This window comes from Kitasatospora sp. NPDC089913, from assembly GCF_044748625.1.
In the GTDB taxonomy this organism is placed as follows: Bacteria; Actinomycetota; Actinomycetes; order Streptomycetales; family Streptomycetaceae; genus Kitasatospora.
In genome coordinates, this window is record NZ_JBIVGI010000027.1 from 1 (window position 1) to 23,027 (window position 23,027).

Here is a 23,027-nt window from a genome sequence, read left to right on the forward strand (position 1 = left end):
CGCCAACAGCGGCGTACATGGCCGGACGGCGCGACACCTACAGACACTCCGCCCCAGGCCGTTCCAGAGCCGTCTGCGGGCCCCACGCGGCCTGACGTTCGGAAGGTCGCTCCACTGGATGAGTTTGTCGAGCTGATCGGCCATGAGGCCGTCTGCGGCTCTCATCGTCAGTGCCGACTCGTGGATGATCGCCCACAGTTTGAGTGGCGCATCGGCGCGCGTGAGAACCGACTGCCGATTGATCCGCACATCGACACGGGCCTCGACGCTGGGAGTTGTGAACACACCACTGGAGATGATGGCGTGTGCGTACCGTCGCGTCTGGAGAAGTCCAGGGATGTAGGAAGGCTCGTAGGACTTGTTGCCGATGGCGGTCTCTTCGAGTCTGATCAGATCGTGATACAGCGAGTTGAGCTGATCGAATCCAGCAGCCCAGCCCGGCCGGTGCTTGTCTCGCAGGATCTCGACGAGGACTTCCTTGAGGTCCGGCTCGCACTCGTAGAAGTCCAGGAGCGCGCGCACCACGTCGGGCTTCAGCTGGACCCGGGCGTTCTCGTATCTGCTCAGCTTCACCAGGTTGACGCCGTCGACCTGGGCGACGACTTCCTCCGCCGAGAGGTTCCTGAGCTCGCGAAGCCTCCGCAGCTCTGCCGCGATGCGCCGGTAGCGCACGGCCGGCACTGCAACTGCCATCTGTGTAACCCCTCCTGAGTGGTGCGTAGTCCAGTGTGCACGGCGGTGGCGGTGCTTCGCCACCGCCAACTCGACTCTAGACGTGCCACCTTGTGGGTGTAGGTGAAAGTTTTCATATTTGCTCGACATGACTTGCTTGCTACTCGCCCTCTGCTCCATGCTGTGTGTAGCGAGATGATGACGAGCTGTGACTCCCGTGTCGGCTGCTGGACTCTTCTTGCGTTGTGCGGCTGATCGGTGCGCACGCCCATGCCTGCGACCGCATCGCCGCCCCGGTTCAACCCCCATGTTCGGAAGGTGGCTCCCCCATGTCCGGATTCTCCGAAGCGGCCCGCGAGGCCAAGTGCTGGCTGCCGCGCAGCAGGCGATCGCCGGCCGAGGCCCGCCGCCGACTCGAACGTCTTCTCGATGGCGCCGTCGATGGCGAACGTTTCATCGACACCGGCCTGTTGCTCGTCACCGAACTGGTGACCAACGCGGTGCTGCACGCGACCCCACGTGACAACCGGGTACTGCTCGAACTCTCCGTCGACCCGGTCCGGCTGCGGATCGAGGTGCACGACGCACGGGCCGACGGTGTGCCGGAGGTCCGGGCCGCCGGTCGGGACGACGAGTCGGGGCGGGGCCTGATGCTCGTCAAGTCCCTGTCAGAGAAGTGGGGTTGCTGCCCCAGAGCCGGGATTGGGAAGATCGTCTGGTGCGAGATCGCCCCGTCGCCCGCCGCTGCGGAGGGTGCTGCGTGAAGGGCGACCGACTCGTCACGGCCGAGATCACCGGTCTCATGGCGCCGACGACGTACCTGCTGCTCCCGAAGGCGCTGGACTCGCTCTGGGCGGCGCTGCGGTTCCGGCCGATGAGCCGGCCGCAGTGGGAGTGGTTCGAGCGCTTCCTCACCGGCCCCTGCGCCGAGCGGATCGTGCGCGAATACCTGGACCGGACGGGCCCGTTGTCTCTTCCGGTGATCCTTCCCGACCGTGTGCACCACCTGTGCGTCCGGTGGACGGCCGGTGGCCGGGCCGACTGACCGGTGTCGCTGGACCTGAACGCGTCGAACCCGGTCCTGACACTGCCGCGCGCGGCTCACGCCTCGTCGGCCGGGGGCTCCAGCACGTCGTAGCGCAGCCCGCTGGAGCCCGAGCCGGTGCCGCTGACCTTGCGCCGGGCCGACCAGGCGTGGGCGGAGCCGTCGTGCCAGCGGGTGTACTGGCGGCTGCGCTCCACCCGGACGCCGGAGCGCGGGACCTCCTCCTCGAACAGCCACTGCTGCTCCCCGAGCAGGCGGCCGAGCGGGCGCGCCGGGGTGTTCTCGTCGCGGACCAGACCGGCGAGTTGCAGCCGGATCTGCTCCGGGGCGGCCGGGTCGACCGGCTGGGGAGCCAGCGGGTACCAGTGGCCCGGGACCTCGGTGGCGAGCAGGTACCGGTCGGCGGGCGGGTCGCCGGGTTCGGGGGTCGGGCGGGGCGGGAGGGCCGCCACCCAGCGGGCGTAGCGGTCCAGCGGCTCGCCGGCCAGGTCGCCGACGGTCTCCTCGACCGCCCAGGCGAGGTTCGCCGCCTCGTCGCGCAGCAGCAGCACGGACTCGTCGGGCGGGCTCTCCAGCCCGGCGGGCAGTGCGGCGGCCCGGTAGAACCACGGGGAGGGCGGCGGCCCGGTGCCGTCCCCGGCGCCGCCGCCCATGGCGCTGCCGCCACGGTCCTCGCCGAGGCCGAAGAGGTTCCACTCCGGGTCCTCCAGGGCGGCGTGGGAGAGCACCGTCGCGCCGCCGAAGACATCCGTGACCGAGCAGTGCACGACCCGGCTGAGCGAGCCCACCGGGCTCGGCAGCGGGCAGCAGAACCAGTCGTTCCCGTACACCGTGGTGAAGGCGATCAGCAGCAGGCGTCCGAGGTCGGCGGGGCTGGTGTCCACGGCGCCGAAGTTGATCCTGGCGTCCTCCATCTCCCAGTAGCGGGAGGCGGGCATGCCGCCGAAGATCGCCGGGGTGGGGACGACGGCGCGCTGTTCGCGCGTCACGGCGGCCTCGGTGACCGGGATGTCGGCGGGCAGGGCGTCGACGGCCCACCAGTCCAGGTGGCCGCCCGGGTACTCCTGCGCCCGCAGCTCGAGCCCGGGCACGGTGGAGGAGCGCACCGCGAAGGCGTATTCGAGCCGGTTGGGGTTCCAGCAGGCGGGGGGCGCGGGCGCTGCGGGCACCGCGCCGTCGGGAGTCGGGTCCGGCGCACGCGGCGCCCACCAGTCCAGCCAGCGGGCCGCCGCGCCGGCCAGCGCCTCCTGGTCGGTCCCGGCCGCGCCGAACTCCTTCGCCGCGGTCTCGTCCCGGTCCACGAGCCTGGCCAGCCACGGCGCCAGCGCGACGGGGTCGGGCAGCCGGCTCCGGACGGCGGCGGCGAGCGGGGCGGGCGCCAGCGGCCCGTCGACGGGGCAGGGGCAGGTGGTGGCGAACGCGGGGAGCAGCGCGGCGAGGCCGGCCGAGGCGAGTTCGCGGCGCCAGCGCAGGCCGGCGGCCAGCGTCAGCCTGGCGTCGGGTCCGGTCGTGGGCTCCTGCTCGACGAGTTCCTCCAGCACCATCCGGCCCGGCCGGTACGGCTGCCAGCCGCCCTCGCCTGCGCCGTCGCTTTCTCCTTCGCCCTCGCCTTCTCCTTCGGTCCCGGAGCTGCCGGGCCGCCAGCCGTCCAGCAGATGGATCTCCTGCGCGAGTGCGACGTCGACCGGCGAGGCGGCGTCGTCGCCGGCGAACTCGCCGAACGCGTACTGGCGGGCGAGCAGATGGGCGGCGTCGCCGATCCGGGCCGCCAGCGCCTCCTCGACGCCGACGTCACGGGGTACCGGCTCGTACCGGAACATCGTCGGCATGGCTCCTCCTGACGGGCTTCCGGGCCGCGGGCCCTCGCGGGCCGGGCGGATCAGACCAGCTGGTGCGGCGGGGTCTTGGTCTGGACGGGCAGCAGCCCGCGCAACTCGGTGAGGTCGTTGAGGTCCAGCCCGCGGATCCGGGCGACGGCGTAGGTCTCCTCGACGACCGCGTGCACGTCCTCCATCCGCCAGCCGCGCAGCGGGTCGGGCGGCACCGCGACCAGCAGGGCCTGCGGGGCGCGGGCGTCGGGCTGGTTGTAGTGGAAGGCCAGCCCGCCCAGTTCCTCGACGGCGGGTTCGGCGTCGCCCCCGGCCGGTGGGGCGTCGGCGGGAGGAGCGGGGGGCGGCTCGGGCACGGACTCGGTCCAGGAGTCGATCAGGAGTCCGGCGACCCGGTCCGGATCGGGCGCGCCGTCGGTGCGCAGCAGCGCGCTGTGGCGGGCCGCGGGCCTGGTCCTGGACGGTACGGGGGTCGGCCCGCGGGCGATCCAGGGCTGTCCGGCGGGGAGTTGGACGACGGTCGTTCCGCTGGGCGGGGTGTCGGCCAGGACCTCTGCGGCGGCGAGCGCGTCGTCGAGGGCGCGGACGGCCGGCCGGACGCGTTCCATCTGCACCAGCCAGGTGCCGGTGCCGTCCTCGTCCGCGCCCTCCGGCGGCCCGGCGGTGAGCGCGTCGCCCGCCGGGGTGCCGCCGAGGCGCAGCTCGGTGAGGACGGGCAGGGTGCCGGCGAGTGCCGAGGAGACGGCGGCGGTGACGGCGGTGACCCAGCCGAGTGCCGCGGTCGGTTCCGCGGGCGGGGGGCCGGGCAGCGGGGCGAGCGGGTCGGCGGCGAAGCGGTTGAGGACGGTGGCGGCCTGGTTCCGCAGCTCCGCGATCCCGGCCTCGTCGGTCGGCGGGCCGAGGCTGTAGGCGGAGGTGATCCCGAGATCGGCGAGGCTGTCCAGGGTGCGGGAGACCGTGTCGGCCAGGCCCGGCAGCACCTTCACCTGTTCGACCAGGTTGGCCAGGGCGCTGGTGGTGGCGCTGTGCCAGGTCTCCACCCGGGCGGCGAGGCCGGTCAGGTCGGCGCCGGCCCGGTCGTCGCCGCTCCCCTGGTCGAGGTGGGAGGTGAGCAGCGGTTCGGCCCCGGCGAGCACGCCCGCCAGCGCGTTGCAGAGCAGCCGCAGTTCGGCGAACCGGGCGGCGCCGGCCGGCGTGACGGGCGGGGTGGTGGCTGCGCCGGCCAGGGCGCTTGCCCGGCGCAGCAGGCGGCGGGCGAGGGCGGTGTCCTGTTGGGCGGGGTCGGTGTCACGGTCGCCCGCCGGCCCGGCGCCCAGGACCGCGTCGAGTGCGCAGATGCCGAGGTCGGCGAGGGTGAGGGTGAGCGGTGCGGCCGGGTCGCCGAAGTCGAACCGCCAGCCGCCGGGGTCGCCGAGCCGGGCCTCGCACCAGCGTTCGACGGCGGGCTCCAGCTGGGCGAGCGGCCGGGTCGCGTCCCAGCCGGGAACGGGGGCCCGGGGCGCGAGCACCGCGACCCGGTGGGTCAGGGCTACGGCGGCGCGCGGGGTGCGGATCACCTCGAAGTCCTGCGGGAGGCGGTCGCCGCGGGTGATGCCGTCGGCCGAGGAAGCGGCCCGCAGCGGGCTGCCGGCGACCAGTTGGTGCACGCTCTCGGCGAGCAGCAGGTCGCCGACCGCGTCGAGGGTGTCGTCGAGTTCCAGCACCAGGGCGGTGGCCGCGTCGAGCAGGGGCAGGTCCTCGGGGGGAAGGTTGCCGAGGACGTCCTGCAGCTGCTGGCCGTGGGCGCGCCAGTCGGCCAGCAGTGCGAGTCCGTCGACGACGTCGCGGGCCGCGATCGCGGTCCTGGCCTCGTCGCTGCCGGGGACGCTCGGGTCGACGAGCCGGGGCGTCGGGAAGGCCTCCCGGACCGGTGCGACGAGGGCGTCGAGCCCGTTGTCGTGCAGGCCGCGTTCGAACCGGTAGCCGAGCAGGGCACCGAGGCTCTGGCCGGAGCGGACGCCGTCGACGACGGCCAGCGCGCGGCGGACCCGGGCGGCCCGGAGGTCGACGGCGAAGGCCTGGCGGTCGGTGTGGCTGAGCCAGCCCGAGCGCAGCACGGCGGCGGTGACGGCGTGGTGCAGGGACGGGGCGAGCAGGTAGCCGTCGTTGGTCTGCGGCTCACCGGAGCCACCGGGTTCACCGGCCTCACCTGCCTCGCCGTCCTCGGGCACCGGCCCCGGTTCGTCACCGGGCAGCGGTTCCTCCGGGGGCAGCGACGCCGGGCTCGGGTGGAGGTCGGCCACCCAGCCGTACGCCCCCAGATGGGTGCCGTCGGGTCGGGTGGCCCTGGTCCTGGCGAGGCGGGCGTGGGCGACCGAGGACATCCACGCGTCCAGCCGGTGGGTCTGGGTGTCCAGCGCCTCGCAGAGCAGCAGTTCCAGGCGCGGAGTGTCGGCGTACGGCAGGTCCGCTCCCTCGGGCGGGGGCGGCTCCGACGGGCCGGGCGGGGGCGGGGTGACGAGCGACAGGTCCTCCGCGGCGGCGAGCTGTTCGAACGCGAGGGAGAGCCAGTCGAGGAACTGCGGCGCGAAGCCGGCGGCGGCGACGAGCTCGCCGTCCTTCAGCCCGACCCCGGGCGCCGGCACCGGCGCACCGGCCCGGAGGAATTCGCCCACGTGGAAGGCGTAGGTGAACATCACGCTGGTGGCGTAGTGGTAGAAGAGCCCCAGCCGGCCGGTGCTGATCGCCTCCGTGGAGGCGGACAGCGCCTGCATCCGGGCGACGAGCTCCGGCGAGGCCCCCTGCCCCGAGGCGAGCCCGGGGAGCACCTGCTGCCAGAAGCCCCACATGAAGCGGAGCGGTCGGGCCCGGGCGAGCTCCACCATCTCGGGGGTCGGCCGCTGGTCGCACAGGAACTCCACCGGGAAGGGGACGAAGTCCGGCGAGGGCGGCAGCGCCCAGGTGAACCGGCTGTCGTGCGGGACGGTCCCGATCGGGGTGTCCGGCGGCGGCTCGAACGGCGCGTCGAGGATGTCCTGCTGCATGTACCGCAGGCGCCGGGAGGCGGGCAGCCGGTGCAGCAGGTCGTTGATCACCTGGTCCGGGTCGCCGCCCGCGCCGACCCCGGGGGAGCGGAAGGCCTGCGACTCGACCAGGGTCCGGAAGCCGGAGATGTGGTTGAGGATCCGCAGGTCCACCTCGCTGCCGTGCCACAGGTCGAGCGAGGTGACGGGCAGCAGGCCGTACGGCTGGTTGCCCACCCGCAGGGTCGGCAGCAGGCCCCGGCCGCGGACGTGGTGGATGTAGTGCGAGACCAGGAAGGTGAGGTCGGGCAGGGTGGTGCCCTCGAGGGTGCGCCAGTTGCTGGAGGCGGCGGAGAAGGCGCCGGCCGCGGTCTGGAGCAGGGTCAGCAGTTCGTGCTCGTCGTCGGCGAGTCCGTCGGTGACCTCGGCGAGGACACCGGCGGCGCTCCGGCCGAGGGCGGTCGCGGCCCGCGCCGCCGCCTGGGTGCTGTCGGGGGTGAGGGCGGCCCGCTGCTCGTCGACGCGGTCCGGCGGCGCGGGCGGGGTGCGCGGGTGCCAGGCCGAGCGGGTGGCGTCGGTGTTGTTGGTGGGGGTGCCGGTGGGCAGGACGGCCAGGCCGTCGGTGCAGCGGTGGGCCTCCAGCAGGGTGCTGAGCAGCTGTGCGGTGTCGGCGGAGGCGCCGCCGCGCACGCCGGTCACGGTGACCAGGCTGAAGTCGGTGCGCAGCCCGGCCAGTGGCACCCGGACGCCCATGCCGACCCGTACGGCCTCGTCGAAGTCGCCGAGCCAGCGCGGTGGCACCGGTCGGCCCGGGGCCGGGCCGACGTCGAGCTCCGCGTCGATCGCTTCGCCCTCCTGGCGCCAGAGCAGGCCGATCTGGCCGTCACCGGTGGTCTCGTAACCGGAGAACACCAGCCGGTCGGGCAGCACGTAGCTGTGCGCGGCGCGGGTGAACGTGCTGTCGGCGACGGCCGGTTCGGCGGCCCAGGGCTCCGGGGAGGGCGCGATCGCGTCCGGTGGGGTCCGCGTCCCGGGGCGGGGGCCCTGTGGGTGCAGGACGCGGACGGCCCAGCAGGCCCGGCCGGGGCCGACGGCGGCGACGAGGGCGCTCCAGGCGTCCGCGCGGCCCTCCTCGTCCGGCCCGGCGGCCCAGACCTCCTGCCAGTAGGCCTCGGTGGCGGTGCGCTCCTCGGCGGTGAGGCCGGTCTCGTGGGAGTCGACGTGGATGTCGTCGGGGTAGGCCCGGATCCACAGCTGCGGTTCGGGGCCGCCCAGGCCCCGGTACACGGTCTCCAGCCGTAACGGGAGGAGCACCAGCGGGTCGGAGCCGTCCTGGGCCCAGAGCGGCGGCTCGGCGGTCGCCAGGTCGCGGTAGGCCTCGCGGGCCTGCTGGTGGCGGATCTGGGCGGCGTCTGCCTCCTGGGCGGCGGCCAGGTGCTCGGCCTCGAGACCGGTCTCTTGGGCCAGCACCCGCTTCTCGTAGCCGGCGAGTCCGGTCCTCGACCAGTCCAGGGCGATCCGGGCGTCACTGACGGCGCGGTGCGCGGCGGCGATCTCGCTGGTCACGGGGCTTCTCCCATCAGGCTGCGGGCGGTGCGGAGCAGACGGAACGGCCGTTGCAGGGTGACCCGGGCGACGTCGGCGGAGTTCCAGCTCCGCCCGGCGGTGCGGGGGTTCTCCCGCTCCGACACCGGCGGGTCGTCCGGCAGCCGGCCGAGCGAGGCGAAGCCGCCGACGAGGACCCGGTCCCAGTTGAGGTCGTCCCAGGTCTTCATGCCGGGGCCGGTGCCGGGTGCGGTGTCGTAGCCGAACCGGAGCCGTCGGCCGTTCTCGGCGAGCACGATCCACCAGTCGTGGATGTCCTGGCCGGGCGGCAGCTGGAAGGCGTAGGCGCAGGTCCGCTCGTCGACGGGGAGCACCATGACGGGCGCCACCCAGCTGTCCGGGGCGAGCAGGGGGTCCTGGACGGCGGCGGGCGGGACGGCGGCCACGACCATGCCGGGGTAGCGGTGCACCAGCCGGCCGCGGATCAGCAGCACGTCCAGGTCGTTGGCGTCCAGGGCGAGGTGGCTGCCGAGGGCGCCGTCGGGGGCCCAGCCGTGCACCGGCGGGATGTCGGCGAGGCCGTCGGGGCGCGGCCAGAAGTGGGTGAACGGGCTCCCGCGCAGGTCGGTGGGGTACTCGCGCCAGCGCATCTCCCGGTTGAGCTCGTCGTTGGCGCCGACCATGAAGGCGGCGATGAACGGCCCGTTGGCCTTCAGCAGGACGGCCCGGTCGTCCGGGACGGCGGCGATGCCGGGCAGGAACCAGTCGGGTTCGCTCTCCTTGATCGCGAGTGCCATCGCGGCGGGGAAGTCCGGGCAGACCATCACCGGGTCGGTGACCTGTTCCGGCAGGGCGACCAGCGATTCGCCGGTCACGGTGATCCGGTCCGCCAGCCGGGCGGTCAGCAGCGGCGTCGGGTCGAGCGCGCCGACCAGTCGCTGCCGGTAGGCGTCCGGGTCGATCGGCACCCCGTACTGGAGCAGTTGGCTGCCGGGGTCGTCGGTCATCGACTCCTGGCCGGGCAGCACGGTGAACGGGGCGGGGAGCGTCATGCCGAAGCCGTCCGGGAGCGCTTCCGTCGTGCCGGTGAGGTCGCCGACGAGCGGCGCGACCGTCCCGGAGTCGAACAGCTGCTCCGACGTCAGCAGGTCGTCGGCGGTCATCGAGTCCGCGGCGAATCCCTCCTGGCCGCCCGCCATCCGCCCGATCGAGGGGGCGAGCAGTGCGGTGATCGCCCCGGCCTGGTCCGTGAAGCCGTTGGCCAGCGCGGCCGGGGCCACCGCGGCCATCGTGCGCAGCATCCCGGTGGTGTGCCGGGTGGCGGCGGAGTGCAGGGCACCGTCGACGCGTTCCGCGAACGCGTCGCCGGCCGCGGCCTCGAAGGCGGGCGAGGTGCCGGGCCGGGTCACCAGCGGCACGGGCAGCGGGGGCAGCAGCGCGCCGGTCATCGTGCGCCGGGCCAGGCTGTCGCCGTCGAGGGAGGCGCGGCGGGCGAGCGGCCCGCGCCGGCGCAGCAGCCGGTGGTAGGCGGCGTCGGCCATCGCGGTCGGGGCCGGGCTGACCGCGACCTCGGTCCGCAGCGGCAGTCCGCTGTCGGTGCGGACCCGGTCGCCGACGGGCGCGGCCACCGCCATCAGCTCGCCGGGGGAGAGGGTCTGCAGGTGGCGCCGGTACAGCGAGTCGGAGACGGCGGTGCAGAAGGCGGTCTCCTGGAGCTTGCGGTTGGCCTCCCGGACGGCGCCCAGCTGGTCCCAGGCCCGGGCCATCAGGAACTCCTGGTTCTCCCGCACCCAGTCGCCGCCGAGGGCGGCCGCGATCCGGCGCTCCGGGTCGAGGTTGAGCTCGGCCAGCCAGCCCGTCGCACCCGGTTCGACGGTCCGGGCGGCGACCGGGTGGCCGCCGTACAGCGGCGGTGCGAGCTCGGTCTCGGTGCCGCGGTCGATGTGCGCCGCGACCCTGGTCCTGAAGTCGTCCAGCGCGGCCCGGGTGACGGTGCCCGGCGGCGGGTCGAACAGGGTGAGGACACCCTGGACGGTGACGGTCTGCCGGCCGGCCGCCGGGTCGCCGGGGGCGAGCGGATCGCCGTGCAGCCAGGGCCGGGTGACGTCGACGGTCCGCCCGCCCAGCAGTCCGGCCTCCTCCGGCCGCAGCGGCACCACGGCGGTCGCCAGCTGCTCGAAGTCGCCCTCCTCGCCGGTGCGGAAGCCCCAGGAGTGGTACACGGGCAGCCGGAAGACGTCCTGGCCGGGGAGCGGCCAGGCGTCGCCCGGCTGGTCGATCTCGGTGATGCCGCCGGTGAGCCCGGCGGTCACTCCGCCCTGGAAGGACGGCACCAGGCAGGCCAGGTAGTCGGTGTTGCCCTGGAGCCGGCGCGGGCAGAGCAGCCGGGAGATCATCGGCCCCGGCTGTCCGGCCGGCCGTTGGATGTGCGCCCACTGCCAGGCGTCGGCGAGCGGCGGCAGCAGGCCGATCCCGACGTCGACGACGGGCAGCGGGTTGCCCGGTCGGACGGCGTGCCCGGCGGCCTCCACCACGATCAGCTGCAGCCAGGGCCGCAGCCGTTCGTGCTCGGCGGCGGCCGGGGTGAACAGCCAGGGCAGCTCGGGCAGGTCGAACTCCACGAAGGGCAGGTAGTTGGGCTCCACGTCGACGCTGCCGGGCACCGGTTCGACGCGCAGGATGTGCCGGGTGTCCAGGCCCACCACGCCCTCGGGGCCGAGCATCCGCAGCTTCGGGCCCTGGACGGGCAGTTTCCGGGGCCCGGACAGGGTGAAGGTGGGCAGCAGGTCGGGTTCGACGGCGGTGTGGGCGATCGACGCGGCCAGCGGGCTCTGCAGGTACGGCGCGAACTCCAGGTCGTCGCCGCTCATCGGAGTCTCGCCTCCCAGGCCTCCACCACCCGGACCCCGGCGCGGTCGCGCAGCAGGCCGCGCAGTTCGGCGTTCGGTATCCCGGTGCCGCCGCCGGGCGGTGCGGCCGCGACCGTGAGCTGCGTCATCGACCAGCTGGACACCGCCGCGAGCGGCTGTTCCGCCGCCACCCGGAGCGCCGGCCCGGCGGTCCGCCACCAGTGGGCGTCGCGGATCGAGGCGGCGGCGGCCACGTGCTCGGCGGAGACGTGGGCGTGGGAGCGGACCATGCGCAGGAAGTGGGTGCGCATCGGCACCGGGTCCTGGACGATCCTGGTCTCCCAGCCGAGCTCCGCCCCGACGAAGGCCGCGTCGGCGGGTCCCGAGAGGTCGGGGGCGAGCCGGACGCCCGAACGGTACTGGGCGTAGGCGTCGGTGCTCAGCTGCTGGTCCTCGGTCAGGTCCAGGAACTGCCCGGGCGCGAACGAGTCGGAGACCGGGCCCTCGGCGTCCTGGTTGCCGAGCCGAGGGACGGTGATGTCCCACCGCTCCGGCGGGTCGACCGCCGCGTTCCCGAAGCGCGCGATGTCGACCCCGAGCGGCAGCACGTGCTGGCGGGCCGCCAGCCGGCCGTGCGGGTGCACCCGGCTCCCCTCGGCCAGCAGCCGGTTCGCGGACGGGGAGAGCAGCACCGGGCTGCGTTCGGCGGCGGACGGCGGCAGCACGCTCCACGCCGACGGCTGCGCGAACGCCTTGACCAGCTCGCCGCCGAGGTCGACGCGGGCAGTGGGCAGCGGGGGCGGCCCGTCGCCCCAGCTCAGGTCGAAGTTGAACGACACCTTGAACAGGAACAGCTTGATCCGGCCCCGGCCGACCGCGTGCCAGGGGGTGGGGCCCTCCAGGACCAGCTCGAAGGCGATGCCGAGCAGGGTCTCGCCGAACGCCTCGACCGACAGCGCGCCGCGCATCGACGCGGTGAACGCCATCTGCGGCTTGAAGTGGATCAGGACGTCCAGGGCGAACTGCCCGCGCAGGCCGCAGTCCGCGATCTCGGCGACCAGGGACAGCTTCGCCCCGAACTGGACGGTGTTGCTGGTCACCGCGAAGTACGCCTCGCAGCGCAGCTGGAGCCACGGCGCGGGGGAGAGGTCCATCGCCAGCCGGTGCAGCTTCGGCACCCCGCGCGGGACCGGGAACGCCGGGTGGAAGCCGCCCGCGCTGAGCACGAAGAGCGGGTCGTCCCCGCCCCGGCTGAGCACCAGGACGTCACCGTCGAGCGGGATGCCCGCCATCCGCGAACCCGTCAGCGAGGCCATCAGGAAGGCGCTCGGCTCGGCCGTGTCGTACTGGCCCGCGAAGGTCGCCTTCAGCTCGATGACCGGCGCCGCCGGATCGGGCACCATCACCCGCAGGATGCCGAGGACCGACAGCCGCACCGGATCGGGCAGCTCCGCCACCACGGCCGCCGACAGGTCGACCATCCGGCCGCCCCAGGAGATCCGGAACATCGGCCCGACCACGAGCCGCCCCGGAACGGTCGGGAACAGCGACGCCAGGCGCGGGACCACCCGCAGCGCGGCCTCCACCGGGTCGGGCGGGAACAGCAGTTCGCCGGCGGTGCCGTCGGCGATGCAGGCCAGCAGCGTGTCCCGGTCGACCGCCTTGTTGACGCCCACCACCCCGCCGATGCCGCTGACCGCGAAGCCCAGCCCGATCTGCAGCCCGGGCTCGGGGAAGGTCGCGCCCATCAGCACGATGAACGCCGGCGGCCGGCCGAGCGAGATCTGACCGAACGCCGTCACCGTGGTGACCGGCATCGCCGCGCTCAGCACGCCGGACAGCTCCTTGGTGCCTTTGCGGTCCAGCTGCCCGCGCAACCGCACCGGAGGCAGGGGCAGGTCGATCTTCAGCGTGTCCGGGAGAACACCGTCCGCCAGTTTCTCCAGGTCGAGCCCCGGAAGAACGCCCATGGCACACCTCGCTCCTCGTCAGCCGCGCGTCGGCGGCATCCGGCCTCCGGCCGGCAGGACGTCCCAGAAGTCGTGCTCCCCGGCGGGCCGGTAGCGGACCAGGCCGAGGAAGGCCGGCGCCCGGGTGACCGGTGCGTCGGGCCCGTCCGGGCCCTCGGCCGCGGCGTCGGCGAGCGAGTCGGTCGCGGTGCCGTGCCAGTACCCCTGATCGGCGAGCGGGTCGCCGGTCGGCTCGGCCGGGGGATCGCGGGGTACCAGCCGGACCGGCAGATAGAGCCGGAAGACGCCCTTGTCGGCGCAGGCCCGGTCCAGGCGCAGGCCGGGGAACTCCCGGTCGGAGCCCGGGGCGAACTGCTCCAGCAGCACCCGCAGCGCCGCCGCGCCCACGCAGTGCCAGGCCAGCGGGTAGTCCGCCCGCGCCGGTCCGCCCTCCCCGGCGTTCACCGGCTCGGCGGGGCTCTGCGCCGGCTGCGGTCCCTGCCCGGTGTCGTCGCCGGACCGCGCGTCCTCGCCGAAGTACCGCCAGCGCCAGCCCTCGGCCAGGCCGTCCGCCCGGCCCGCCGCCGCGCCCAGTTCGAACGCGTCCATGAACTCGGTGCTGCGCACCAGCGGGGTCCGGGGCGGTGCGGACGGCGAACTCACCGCGGCGACGTACCCCTGGTGCCAGCCCTTGGCCGAGGCGGACGGACCGAGTCCGCCCTCGCCGTCGTGGGGGAAGGGATTGAGCTGGGGCATGGCGGACTCCTCGCGGCGAATCCGGGAGAATGGCCGGGAAATATCACGGGCAGTGACAATTCACGGCCCGTGCCACGGATGGTGATCGATGCGGGAACGCCGCGCCGGTGGCACTGCGCCACCGATCGGACCGTGGAATGCCGCACCGCCCCCGAGGGGAATCGGTCGCGCCGATGGGACGAAGCGCCGCCGATCTGATGAAGCGCCGGTTCCGGGTCCGACGGCAATGGTCCGGGACATTCCGGACCCAGCTCCTCAACAGCGGGTCGACCTGCGGGAAAGAACTCCCGGCAGGGAAAGTTGTCGGGTATGTGACCCACTCTATTCCCGAGCCTGCGGGTGCTCCAACACTTTCCGTGAGATTCTTTGCGCCCCTCGGACCTGTCACCGTGAGGAGTGGACCGTGTTCCCGGATCGGAGCGACAATGGTCGCATTCCGTCATTCGTCTCCTTTCGATCCTTTCGACGCTCGATGAGAGCCGACCCGATCAAGTCGACCCAGGAGGCCGTCATGACCGCGACCGCGACAATTCGTGACGTGTGGTGCCTGCACGCCGCGACCGGTACCGATGTGGGGGTCAACGAAGCCATCGCCAACCTGGCCGAGTCCATTCCGCTGGACGAGCTCGGCCTGGGGTCCTTGGAGTCCATCGTGCGCGGCATCCCCTCGGCCGTGCAGATGATCGACACCGCCCGATCCGACCCCGACGACCTGTACCTCACCACCGACACCGCCGGCGGCCTGGACCGCAGCATCTGGCCCGGCGGCGAGCAGACCACCAGCATCCAGGCCGGCCAGTCCGCCCAGCCGGGCATCGACGTTCCGGTCTCCTTCGCCCAGAACCTCTCGCTCTGGGACTACGACTCCGTGTCCAGCGACGACCTGCTCGGCTCCGTCCAGATCCGCGAGGACGAGCAGGGGAGGGGCAATATCGCCAAACTCGCCAAGTCCGACGTCGAGGGCTCCGTCTACTACGTGACCTACGCCGTGAACTGAGCCCCCGTGGCTCCCGCGCCGGGGGCCGACCCGCTGTCACCGCCGGTCCGTCGACGGACCGGCGGCCGGCGGGACCGGGCCGGACTCGTGGGCGAGGAGAACCAGGTGGACCCGGTCGCGGACACGGGCGCGGGTGCGGCGACCGGGACCGGGACGTGTGAGTGGGACGCCCGGTCGGGAGCGGGTCCGTGGCGGTCGGTCTTGACGGTCCGTCGGGATGATCGGTGGGGGGTGATCGGTGGGGGTGATCGGTCGGGGGGTCAGTCGTCCCGGACGGGGAGAGCCCGGTCGCGACCGGGACCGGGAGCCGTACCGGCCCCGGCGGAGGGGCGCCGCCGGCCGCGCCGCAGGGTGCGCAGCGCGCCGAACGCGACCAGCAGCCACACCGTCGCCGCGACCCAGAGCAGTGCCCGGCCCAGCGGGTCCAGCCACTCCACCCGGGCGGCGGCGGAGGTCGACAGCGCGGCCACCGAGGTCATGCCCAACGGGAAGACGGTCGACCAGCGGCGCAGGTCGTAGCGGAAGCGGGGGTGCGTCAGCTCGGCGACGGCCAGCACGGCGTACCAGAGCAGCGCGATCCCCAGCAGGACCAGCGTGACCACCCGCAGCGCCGTGTGCGCGCCGCCGCTCCAGACGCCGGAGGCGAGCAGCTTGGAGCCGGCCAGGGCGGAGATCGCCAGGGCGCCGCCGGCCACCCAGTGGTCACCGGCGCCCTCGGTCACCTGGCGGAGGTCGAAGCGCAGCAGCGCGTCCAGGTAGAGCAGCAGCCCCAGCAGGAACAGCGCCAGGGCCGCCCGGGCGAGCCAGTCGGCGGTGTGCGGGGCGAGGGTGGCGGCCAGGACGGCCAGGCCCTGGGTGGCGACACAGATCAGGAAGGCGCCGCCGGGCAACCGGCGTCCCAGGTGGCGCAGTACGGAGGTCAGCAGCACCGGCCAGGCCGCGGCGGCCAGGGCGAGCAGGGCCTCCGCCGCCGTCGTCCGGCCGAGCTGGTCGAGCCGGACGCCCAGCACGGTGGTCGCGGCCACGGCGGTGAGCGCGGGCGGGGTGTGCGCCCGGGCGGTCCAGTCGCTCCGGTCGCCGACGAGCAGGGCGACGAAGGCGGCGGCGAGCAGCAGCCAGAGCAGTGCGGCGATCCAGAGCGCGGCGGCCGACAGCGCGTCGAAGCCGCTGAGGTGGAAGCCGATCGAGATGATGCCGGTCGCCATCACCGCCGCCCCGGTCGCCGGGGGGAGGGCGGCCCACCGCGGTCCCCCGCGCCGCCCGCCGGGTCCACCGCGGTCCGCGCCGTGCCCGTCCGCTGTTCCCACGGCTCTGTCGTCCATGACCCCATCGCACCGCCCGCGCGGGCGTCCTGCCAGCCGGGCCCGCCGGACCGGGCCGCGGCCGGGCGACAGGTCACCCGACGGGACGTCCCCGGGTGCGGTGCCGCGGCCGCGCGGTTTCGATGGGCACACAGTCCGGCCCGGATCGGGAGGGTGTTCACGTGCGGGAGCCGACCAGCGGCACCGGCGGTACCGGCAGTGATGGTGGCAACGCCGGCACCGGCGCCCCGGCGCCGGGCGAGCCGGGAGCCGCGTTCCTGCGGGCGGGCCGGTTCTTCCGCCCCGGAACCCCGGCGCCCGACCTGCACAGCGTCCGGCTCACCGGCGGGCGGGACTCCGACTCCTTCTACCGGGACCGTTGGAGCCACGACAAGGTCGTGTACTCCACCCACGGCGTCAACTGCACCGGCTCCTGCCGCTGGAAGGTCTTCGTCAAGGACGGCATCATCACCTGGGAGACCCAGGCCACCGACTACCCGTCCGTCGGCCCCGACCGCCCCGAGTACGAGCCGCGCGGCTGCCCGCGCGGCGCCGCCTTCTCCTGGTACACCTACTCGCCCACCCGGGTCCGCTACCCGTACGTGCGCGGGGTGCTGCTGGAGCTGTACCGGGAGGCGCTCGCCCGGCTGGGGGACCCGGTGCTCGCCTGGGCGGACGTCCAGGACGATCCGGAGCGCCGCCGCTCCTACCAGCGGGCCCGGGGCAAGGGCGGCCTGGTGCGGACGAGCTGGGACGAGGCGGTGGAGATCGTCGCCGCCGCGCACGTGCACACCGTGAAGCGGTACGGGCCGGACCGGATCGCCGGGTTCTCGCCGATCCCGGCGATGTCGATGGTCTCGCACGCGGCCGGCGCCCGCTTCCACGCGCTGATCGGCGCGCCGATGCTCTCCTTCTACGACTGGTACGCGGACCTGCCGGTCGCCTCCCCGCAGGTGTTCGGCGACCAGACCGACGTGCCCGAGTCGGGGGACTGGTGGGACGCCGCCTATCTGATGATGTGGGGCTCCAACGTGCCGGTCACCCGGACGCCGGACGCGCACTGGATGGCCGAGGCCCGCTACCGGGGGCAGAAGGTGGTGGCGGTCTCCCCGGACTACGCGGACAACACCAAGTTCGCCGACGAGTGGATGCACCCCCACCCCGGCACCGACGCTGCGTTGGCCCTCGCGATGGGCCATGTGATCCTGCGCGAGTTCTTCGTCGACCGCACGACGCCCTTCTTCGACGACTACGTCCGCCGCTTCACCGACCTGCCGTTCCTGGTCACCCTCACCGAACGGGACGGTGGGTACGTGCCCGCCAAGTTCCTGCGCGCGAGCGACCTCGGGGGCGGTGGCTCGGGCGAGGACGGGGGCGGGGACGGGGGCGACGGCGTCGAGGGCGCCGACTGGAAACTCGTCGTCCTCGACGGGGCGACCGGCCGCCCCGCCGTGCCCAACGGCTCGCTCGGCTTCCGCTGGACCGCCTCCGGCGAGGGCCGCTGGAACCTCGACCTCCAGGACGTGCACCCGCGCCTCACCCTGTACGGCGACGAGGCGGCCACCCCGGTCGAGGTGCTGCTGCCGCGCTTCGACACCGACGGCGGCGAGCACGGCCAGGGCCTGGGCGGGATCGTCCGCCGCGGCGTCCCGGCCCTGCGCCTCGACGGCGGCGCGCTGGTCACCACCGTCCACGACCTGCTGCTCGCCCAGTACGGCGTGGGCCGCCCGGGCCTGCCCGGCCGCTGGCCGGACTCCTACCAGGACGCCGAAACCCCCGGCACCCCCGCCTGGCAGGAACGCCACACCTCGGTCCCGGCCGCCCAGGTGGTCCGGGTGGCCCGGGAGTTCGCCCGCACCGCCGAGGAGTCCGGCGGCCGCTGCATGATCCTGATGGGCGCCGGCACCAACCACTGGTTCCACTCCGAGACCATCTACCGGTCCTTCCTCGCCCTGCTCACCCTGACCGGCTGCCAGGGCCGCAACGGCGGCGGCTGGGCGCACTACGTGGGCCAGGAGAAGTGCCGCCCGTTCACCGGCTGGGCCACCCTCGCCGGAGCCACCGACTGGTCCCGCCCGCCCCGGCAGATGATCGGCACCGGCTGGTTCTTCCTGCACACCGACCAGTGGCGCTACGACACCTACCCCGCCGACGTGCTCGCCTCCCCGCTCGGCACCGGCCGGTTCCGCGGCCTGGCCACCGTCGACCTGCTGGCCCGCTCGGCCCGGGTCGGCTGGATGCCCTCCTATCCGACCTTCGACCGCAACCCGCTCGACCTGGCCGACGAGGCCCGCGACCTCGGCCGCGACCCGAAGGAGCACGTGGTCGCGGAACTGCGCGCCGGACGCCTGGGGTTCGCCTGCGAGGACCCGGACGAACCCGCCAACTGGCCCCGGGTGATGACGCTCTGGCGGGCCAACCTGCTCGGCTCCTCCGCCAAGGGCGCCGAGTACTTCAGCAAGCACCTGCTCGGCACCCACTCCTCGCTGCGGGCCCGCGAGGCCGGGCCGGAGCAGCGCCCGCGCGACGTCCGCTGGCACCCGGAGGCACCCGAGGGCAAGCTCGACCTGCTGCTCTCGCTGGACTTCCGGATGACCTCCTCCACCCTGCTGTCCGACGTCGTCCTGCCCGCCGCCACCTGGTACGAGAAGCACGACCTCTCCTCCACCGACATGCACCCCTTCGTGCACTCCTTCGCCCCGGCCGTCGACCCGCCCTGGCAGGCCCGCACCGACTTCGACGCCTTCCACGCGATCGCCGGGCGGTTCTCCGAACTCGCCGCCGAGCACCTCGGGGTGCGGCACGACGTCGTCGCCACGCCGTTCCAGCACGACACCCCCGGCGAGACGGCGCAGCCCGGCGGCACCGACGCCGACTGGCGCGACGGGGACTGCGAGCCCGTCCCCGGCGTCACCCTGCCGAACCTGGCCGTGGTCGAACGCGACTACCCCGCCGTGGCGGCGAAGATGGCCGCGCTGGGTCCGCTGGTCGAGCAACTCGGCCTGCCCGTCAAGGGCGTGGTGCTGCGGCCGGACCAGGAGGTCGAGCAGCTGAAGGCACGCAACGGGACCGCCCGCGGCGGCCCGGCCGACGGCCGCCCGCTGCTGGACACCGCCGTCAAGGCCGCGGACACCGTGCTCGCGCTCTCCGGCACCACCAACGGGCGGCTCGCCACCCAGGGCTTCCGGGACCTGGAGCGCCGCACCGGACGGGAGCTGGCGCACCTCGCGGCGGAGAACGAGGGCCGCCGGGTCACCTACGCCGACACCCAGGCCGCCCCCGCCCCGGTGGTCACCTCGCCCGAGTGGTCCGGCAGCGAGTCCGGCGGGCGCCGCTACAGCCCGTTCACCGTCAACACCGAGCACCTCAAGCCCTGGCACACGCTCAGCGGGCGCCAGCACTTCTTCGTCGACCACGACTGGATGCACGAACTCGGCGAGGCGCTGCCGGTCTACCGGCCGCCGCTCGACCTGCGCCGGCTCTTCGGCGAACCGGCCCTCGGGGCGGACGGGCACGCCGAAGTGACGGTCCGTTACCTCACCCCGCACAACAAGTGGTCCATCCACTCCGAGTACCAGGACAACCTGTTCATGCTCGCGCTCTCCCGCGGCGGGCAGGTGGTCTGGATGTCGGTCGAGGACGCCGCCGCCATCGGCGTCGCCGACAACGACTGGATCGAGGCCGTCAACCGCAACGGCGTCGTCGTCGCCCGGGCCGTCGTCTCGCACCGGATGCCGCCCGGCACGGTCTACATGCACCACGCGCAGGAACGCACCGTCAACGTGCCCCGGGCCGAGACCGGCGGCAGACGCGGCGGCATCCACAACTCGCTGACCAGGGTGCTGCTCAAGCCCACCCACCTGATCGGCGGCTACGCCCAGCTCTCCTGGGCGTTCAACTACCTCGGACCGACCGGGAACCAGCGCGACGAGGTGACGGTGATCCGCCGACGGAGCCAGGAGGTGCGGTACTGATGCGTGTGATGGCCCAGCTCGCCATGGTGATGAACCTCGACAAGTGCATCGGCTGCCACACCTGTTCGGTGACCTGCAAACAGACCTGGACCAACCGCGCCGGCACCGAGTACGTCTGGTTCAACAACGTCGAGACCCGCCCCGGGCTCGGCTACCCGCGCCGCTACGAGGACCAGGAGAAGTGGCGCGGCGGCTGGCGGCTGGACCGCCACGGGCGGCTGAAACTCCGCCAGGGCGGGCGGCTGTACAAGCTCGCCACCATCTTCGCCAACCCGGTGCTGCCCACCCTCCAGGACTACTACGAGCCCTGGACGTACGACTACCGCGCCCTCACCGACGCCCCGCTCGGCGAGGACTACCCCGTCGCCCGGCCGCACTCGATGATCACCGGCCGGCCGATGGCCGTCGAATGGTCCCCCAACTGGGACGACGACCTCGGCGGCGCCCCCGAGCACGGACCCGCCGACCCCAACGTGGAGCGGATGCGCGAGGAGGTCGGGCGGCGGATCCGGTTCGAGTACGAGCAGAGCTTCATGTTCTACCTGCCCCGGATCTGCGAGCACTGCCTCAACCCCGCCTGCGTGGCCGCCTGCCCGTCCGGCGCGATCTACAAGCGGGCCGAGGACGGCATCGTCCTGGTCGACCAGGACGGCTGCCGGGGCTGGCGCCAGTGCGTCACCGGCTGCCCCTACAAGAAGATCTACTTCAACCACCGCACCGGCAAGGCCGAGAAGTGCACCTTCTGCTACCCGCGCACCGAGGTCGGCCTGCCCACCGTCTGCTCCGAGACCTGCGTCGGGCGGCTGCGCTACCTCGGCGTCGTCCTCTACGACGCCGACCGGGTCACCGAAGCCGCCTCCGTGGCGGACGAGCACCAGCTCTACCGGGCCCAGTTGGGCGTCTTCCTGGACCCGGAGGACCCCGAGGTGCGGCGGGCCGCCGAACGCGACGGCGTGCCCCACGACTGGATCGAGGCCGCCCGCCGCTCGCCCGTGCACGCGCTCATCAGCACCTACCGGGTCGCGCTGCCGCTCCACCCCGAGTACCGCACGCTGCCGATGGTCTGGTACATCCCGCCGCTCTCCCCGGTGGTCGAGGAGGTCGCCGCCAGCGGCCACGACGGCGAGGACGCCGGCAACCTCTTCGGCGCGATCGACGCCCTGCGGATCCCGGTCGACTACCTCGCCCAGCTCTTCACCGCCGGGGACCCGGTGCCGGTGCGCGCCGCCCTCGACCGGCTGGCCGCGATGCGCGCCCACATGCGCGCCGTCAACCTCGGCCGGACCCCCGACCCCGCCGCCGCCGAGGCGGTCGGGCTCGACGCCCGGCAGGTCGAGGACCTCTTCCGGCTGCTCGCGATCGCCAAGTACGAGGACCGCTACGTCATCCCGACCGCCGCCCGCGCCGACGCCGAACGCCTGGAGGAGTCCGCCGTGCCCACCGGCTGCGGCCTCGACCACACGGACGGCGACCCCGGCGGCGCGGACGGGCCGTTCGGCGAGGGATCGGGGCGCCGCTCGCTGCCGCTGATCACGGTCGAGAGCTTCCACGCGCTGCGCCGGCGCCAGACCGGCGACCGGCAGGACCCGCCGGAGGCCGGCCGGTGAGCGGCGACGGGGCGGCGGCGGTGGTGCGCCGGGTCGCCGCCGAATGCCTCTGCTACCCCGACCGGACCACGCCGCCGACGGAGCTGACCGCGCTGCTGGCCCCGGTCCGGCACGCCGCCGCCGCGCCGCTGCGGGCCTTCCTCGGCCGTGCCGCCGGCCTCCCGCCCGGCGAACTCGCCCGCCAGTACGTCGAGGTGTTCGACTTCCGGCAGCGGCACAGCCTCCACCTGAGCTGGTGGACCGACGGCGACACCCGCCGGCGGGGCGCGGCGCTGCTGCGCTTCAAGGCCGCCTACCGGGCGCACGCCCTGGAGTTCACCGGCGAGGACCTGCCCGACTTCCTGCCCGCCGTACTGGAGTTCACCGCCGCCACCGGCGACGACACCCTGCTGCGCGAGCACCGGCCCGCGCTGGAACTGCTGCGGCTCGCCCTCACCGAGCACGGCACGCCGTACGCGGACGTGCTCGCCGCCGTCTGCGCCACCCTGCCCGGCCCCTCGCCGAAGGACCGCGCCGCCGCCCTGGCCCTGGCCCGCAGCGGGCCGCCCCGGGAGGACGTCGGGCTGGACGCGCTGACGCCGTACGGGCACCTCGGGCTGCTGCCGCTGCTGACCGAGCCGTCCTGACCGAGCCGTCCTGACGGAGCCGTCCTGACGGAGCCGTCCCGACCGAACCGTTCCGACCCCCGACCGGAGACCCGCCGATGGACACCTTCCTCTGGGGCGCGCTGCCGTACATCGCGCTCGCGCTCCTCGTCTCCGGCCTCGTCTGGCGCTACCGCTACGACAGGTTCGGCTGGACCACCCGCTCCTCCGAGATCTACGAGTCCCGGCTGCTGAACCTCGCCTCGCCGGTGTTCCACTACGGCATCCTGTTCGTCCTGGTCGGCCATCTGATGGGCCTGTTCGTGCCCGCCTCCTGGACCGACGCGGTCGGCCTGGACGAGCACGCCTACAACCTGCTCTCGCTGTTCGCCGGCTGCGCGGCCGGACTGCTCGCCGTCACCGGGATCCTCGTGCTGCTCTACCGCCGGCGCACCAACCCGGCCGTGCTGCGCGCCACCACCCGCAACGACAAGCTGATGTACGCGGTGCTGCTCGCGGCGATCGTGCTCGGCCTGGTCGCCAAGCTGACGCACGCCTCGCTCGACGCCGGATACGACTACCGCACCACCATCGCCCCGTGGGTCCGCAGCCTGTTCACCCTGAGCCCGGACGTGTACCGGATGGCGGGCGTGCCGGTCGCGTTCAAGGTGCACGCGGTGGTCGGCCTGCTGCTGTTCGCGCTGCTGCCCTTCACACGCCTGGTGCACATGTTCAGCGCACCCGTGCAGTACCTCTTCCGCCCGTACATCGTCTACCGCTCCCGCGACCCGAAGCAGCCCGCCGGCGCCCCGCCCCGGCGCGGCTGGGAGGGGATCGAGGACTGACCGCCGTCCGGTTGTCGGTGGTCCGTGCCAGGATCGGTGCCGACCCACCCGAATCCGGAACGGAACGGTACG

Annotated in this window: 14 protein-coding genes; 7 read left to right on the forward strand and 7 right to left on the reverse strand. The window is 73.9% G+C overall.

Annotated elements, in window-relative coordinates; translation table 11 throughout:
• Positions 1-693, reverse strand: a 693-nt coding sequence (locus ACIPYS_RS31375) for a DUF5753 domain-containing protein (protein ID WP_400752471.1), incomplete at its 3' end; no start/stop codon positions are given.
• 308 nt (positions 694-1,001) lie between these two features.
• Between ACIPYS_RS31375 and ACIPYS_RS31380 the strand changes: the two genes are divergently transcribed.
• Together ACIPYS_RS31380 and ACIPYS_RS31385 are read left to right on the forward strand one after the other, a co-directional pair.
• Positions 1,002-1,436 (forward strand): ATP-binding protein, encoded by a 435-nt coding sequence (locus tag ACIPYS_RS31380; protein WP_400752474.1) that lies wholly within the window; start codon positions 1,002-1,004, stop codon positions 1,434-1,436.
• Positions 1,433-1,717, forward strand: coding sequence for a hypothetical protein (locus tag ACIPYS_RS31385; RefSeq protein WP_400752477.1), 285 nt, complete (start codon positions 1,433-1,435; stop codon positions 1,715-1,717). Before ACIPYS_RS31380 ends, ACIPYS_RS31385 begins: the two co-directional genes overlap by 4 nt.
• Positions 1,718-1,773: 56 nt before the next feature.
• Here ACIPYS_RS31385 and ACIPYS_RS31390 read toward each other — a convergent pair whose 3' ends face one another.
• Genes ACIPYS_RS31390 through ACIPYS_RS31410 form a run of 5 tightly spaced genes read right to left on the reverse strand, consistent with a single transcriptional unit; the run spans position 1,774 to position 13,647 of the window.
• Positions 1,774-3,546, reverse strand: coding sequence for a hypothetical protein (locus tag ACIPYS_RS31390; RefSeq protein WP_400752480.1), 1,773 nt, complete (start codon positions 3,544-3,546; stop codon positions 1,774-1,776).
• A gap of 50 nt (positions 3,547-3,596) precedes the next feature.
• Positions 3,597-8,114 (reverse strand): hypothetical protein, encoded by a 4,518-nt coding sequence (locus tag ACIPYS_RS31395; RefSeq protein WP_400752483.1) that lies wholly within the window; start codon positions 8,112-8,114, stop codon positions 3,597-3,599.
• Entirely contained in the window at positions 8,111-10,963 is a 2,853-nt protein-coding gene (locus ACIPYS_RS31400; protein WP_400752486.1) for a hypothetical protein, read from the reverse strand. The genes ACIPYS_RS31395 and ACIPYS_RS31400 overlap by 4 nt, the downstream gene beginning before the upstream one ends.
• A complete protein-coding gene (locus ACIPYS_RS31405; RefSeq protein ID WP_400752489.1) occupies positions 10,960-12,912 on the reverse strand; it encodes a DUF6603 domain-containing protein in 1,953 nt (650 codons plus the stop codon). The genes ACIPYS_RS31400 and ACIPYS_RS31405 overlap by 4 nt, the downstream gene beginning before the upstream one ends.
• A gap of 18 nt (positions 12,913-12,930) precedes the next feature.
• Positions 12,931-13,647: a hypothetical protein gene (locus ACIPYS_RS31410; RefSeq protein WP_400752492.1), complete on the reverse strand. Its 717-nt coding sequence runs from the start codon at positions 13,645-13,647 to the stop codon at positions 12,931-12,933.
• Positions 13,648-14,119: 472 nt separating this feature from the next.
• Between ACIPYS_RS31410 and ACIPYS_RS31415 the strand changes: the two genes are divergently transcribed.
• The gene (locus ACIPYS_RS31415; protein WP_159424769.1) at positions 14,120-14,644 is read left to right on the forward strand and encodes a hypothetical protein; all 525 of its coding nucleotides are present in this window, start codon (positions 14,120-14,122) and stop codon (positions 14,642-14,644) included.
• A gap of 260 nt (positions 14,645-14,904) precedes the next feature.
• Here ACIPYS_RS31415 and ACIPYS_RS31420 read toward each other — a convergent pair whose 3' ends face one another.
• Positions 14,905-15,849, reverse strand: coding sequence for a tellurite resistance/C4-dicarboxylate transporter family protein (locus ACIPYS_RS31420; protein ID WP_400752496.1), 945 nt, complete (start codon positions 15,847-15,849; stop codon positions 14,905-14,907).
• A 374-nt stretch (positions 15,850-16,223) separates the two neighbouring features.
• Here ACIPYS_RS31420 and ACIPYS_RS31425 point away from each other — a divergent pair, with 374 nt between their 5' ends.
• The 4 genes from ACIPYS_RS31425 to narI all read left to right on the forward strand — a co-directional run bounded on the left by ACIPYS_RS31425 (position 16,224) and on the right by narI (position 22,955).
• Positions 16,224-19,919, forward strand: coding sequence for a nitrate reductase subunit alpha (locus ACIPYS_RS31425; protein ID WP_400752729.1), 3,696 nt, complete (start codon positions 16,224-16,226; stop codon positions 19,917-19,919).
• Positions 19,919-21,526 (forward strand): nitrate reductase subunit beta, encoded by a 1,608-nt coding sequence (gene narH / locus ACIPYS_RS31430; RefSeq protein ID WP_400752499.1) that lies wholly within the window; start codon positions 19,919-19,921, stop codon positions 21,524-21,526. The genes ACIPYS_RS31425 and narH overlap by 1 nt, the downstream gene beginning before the upstream one ends.
• A complete protein-coding gene (gene narJ / locus ACIPYS_RS31435) occupies positions 21,523-22,152 on the forward strand; it encodes a nitrate reductase molybdenum cofactor assembly chaperone (protein WP_400752502.1) in 630 nt (209 codons plus the stop codon). The genes narH and narJ overlap by 4 nt, the downstream gene beginning before the upstream one ends.
• 77 nt (positions 22,153-22,229) lie before the next feature.
• Positions 22,230-22,955, forward strand: a complete 726-nt coding sequence (gene narI / locus ACIPYS_RS31440; RefSeq protein WP_400752505.1) for a respiratory nitrate reductase subunit gamma — start codon at positions 22,230-22,232, stop codon at positions 22,953-22,955.
• Positions 22,956-23,027: the final 72 nt, after the last annotated feature.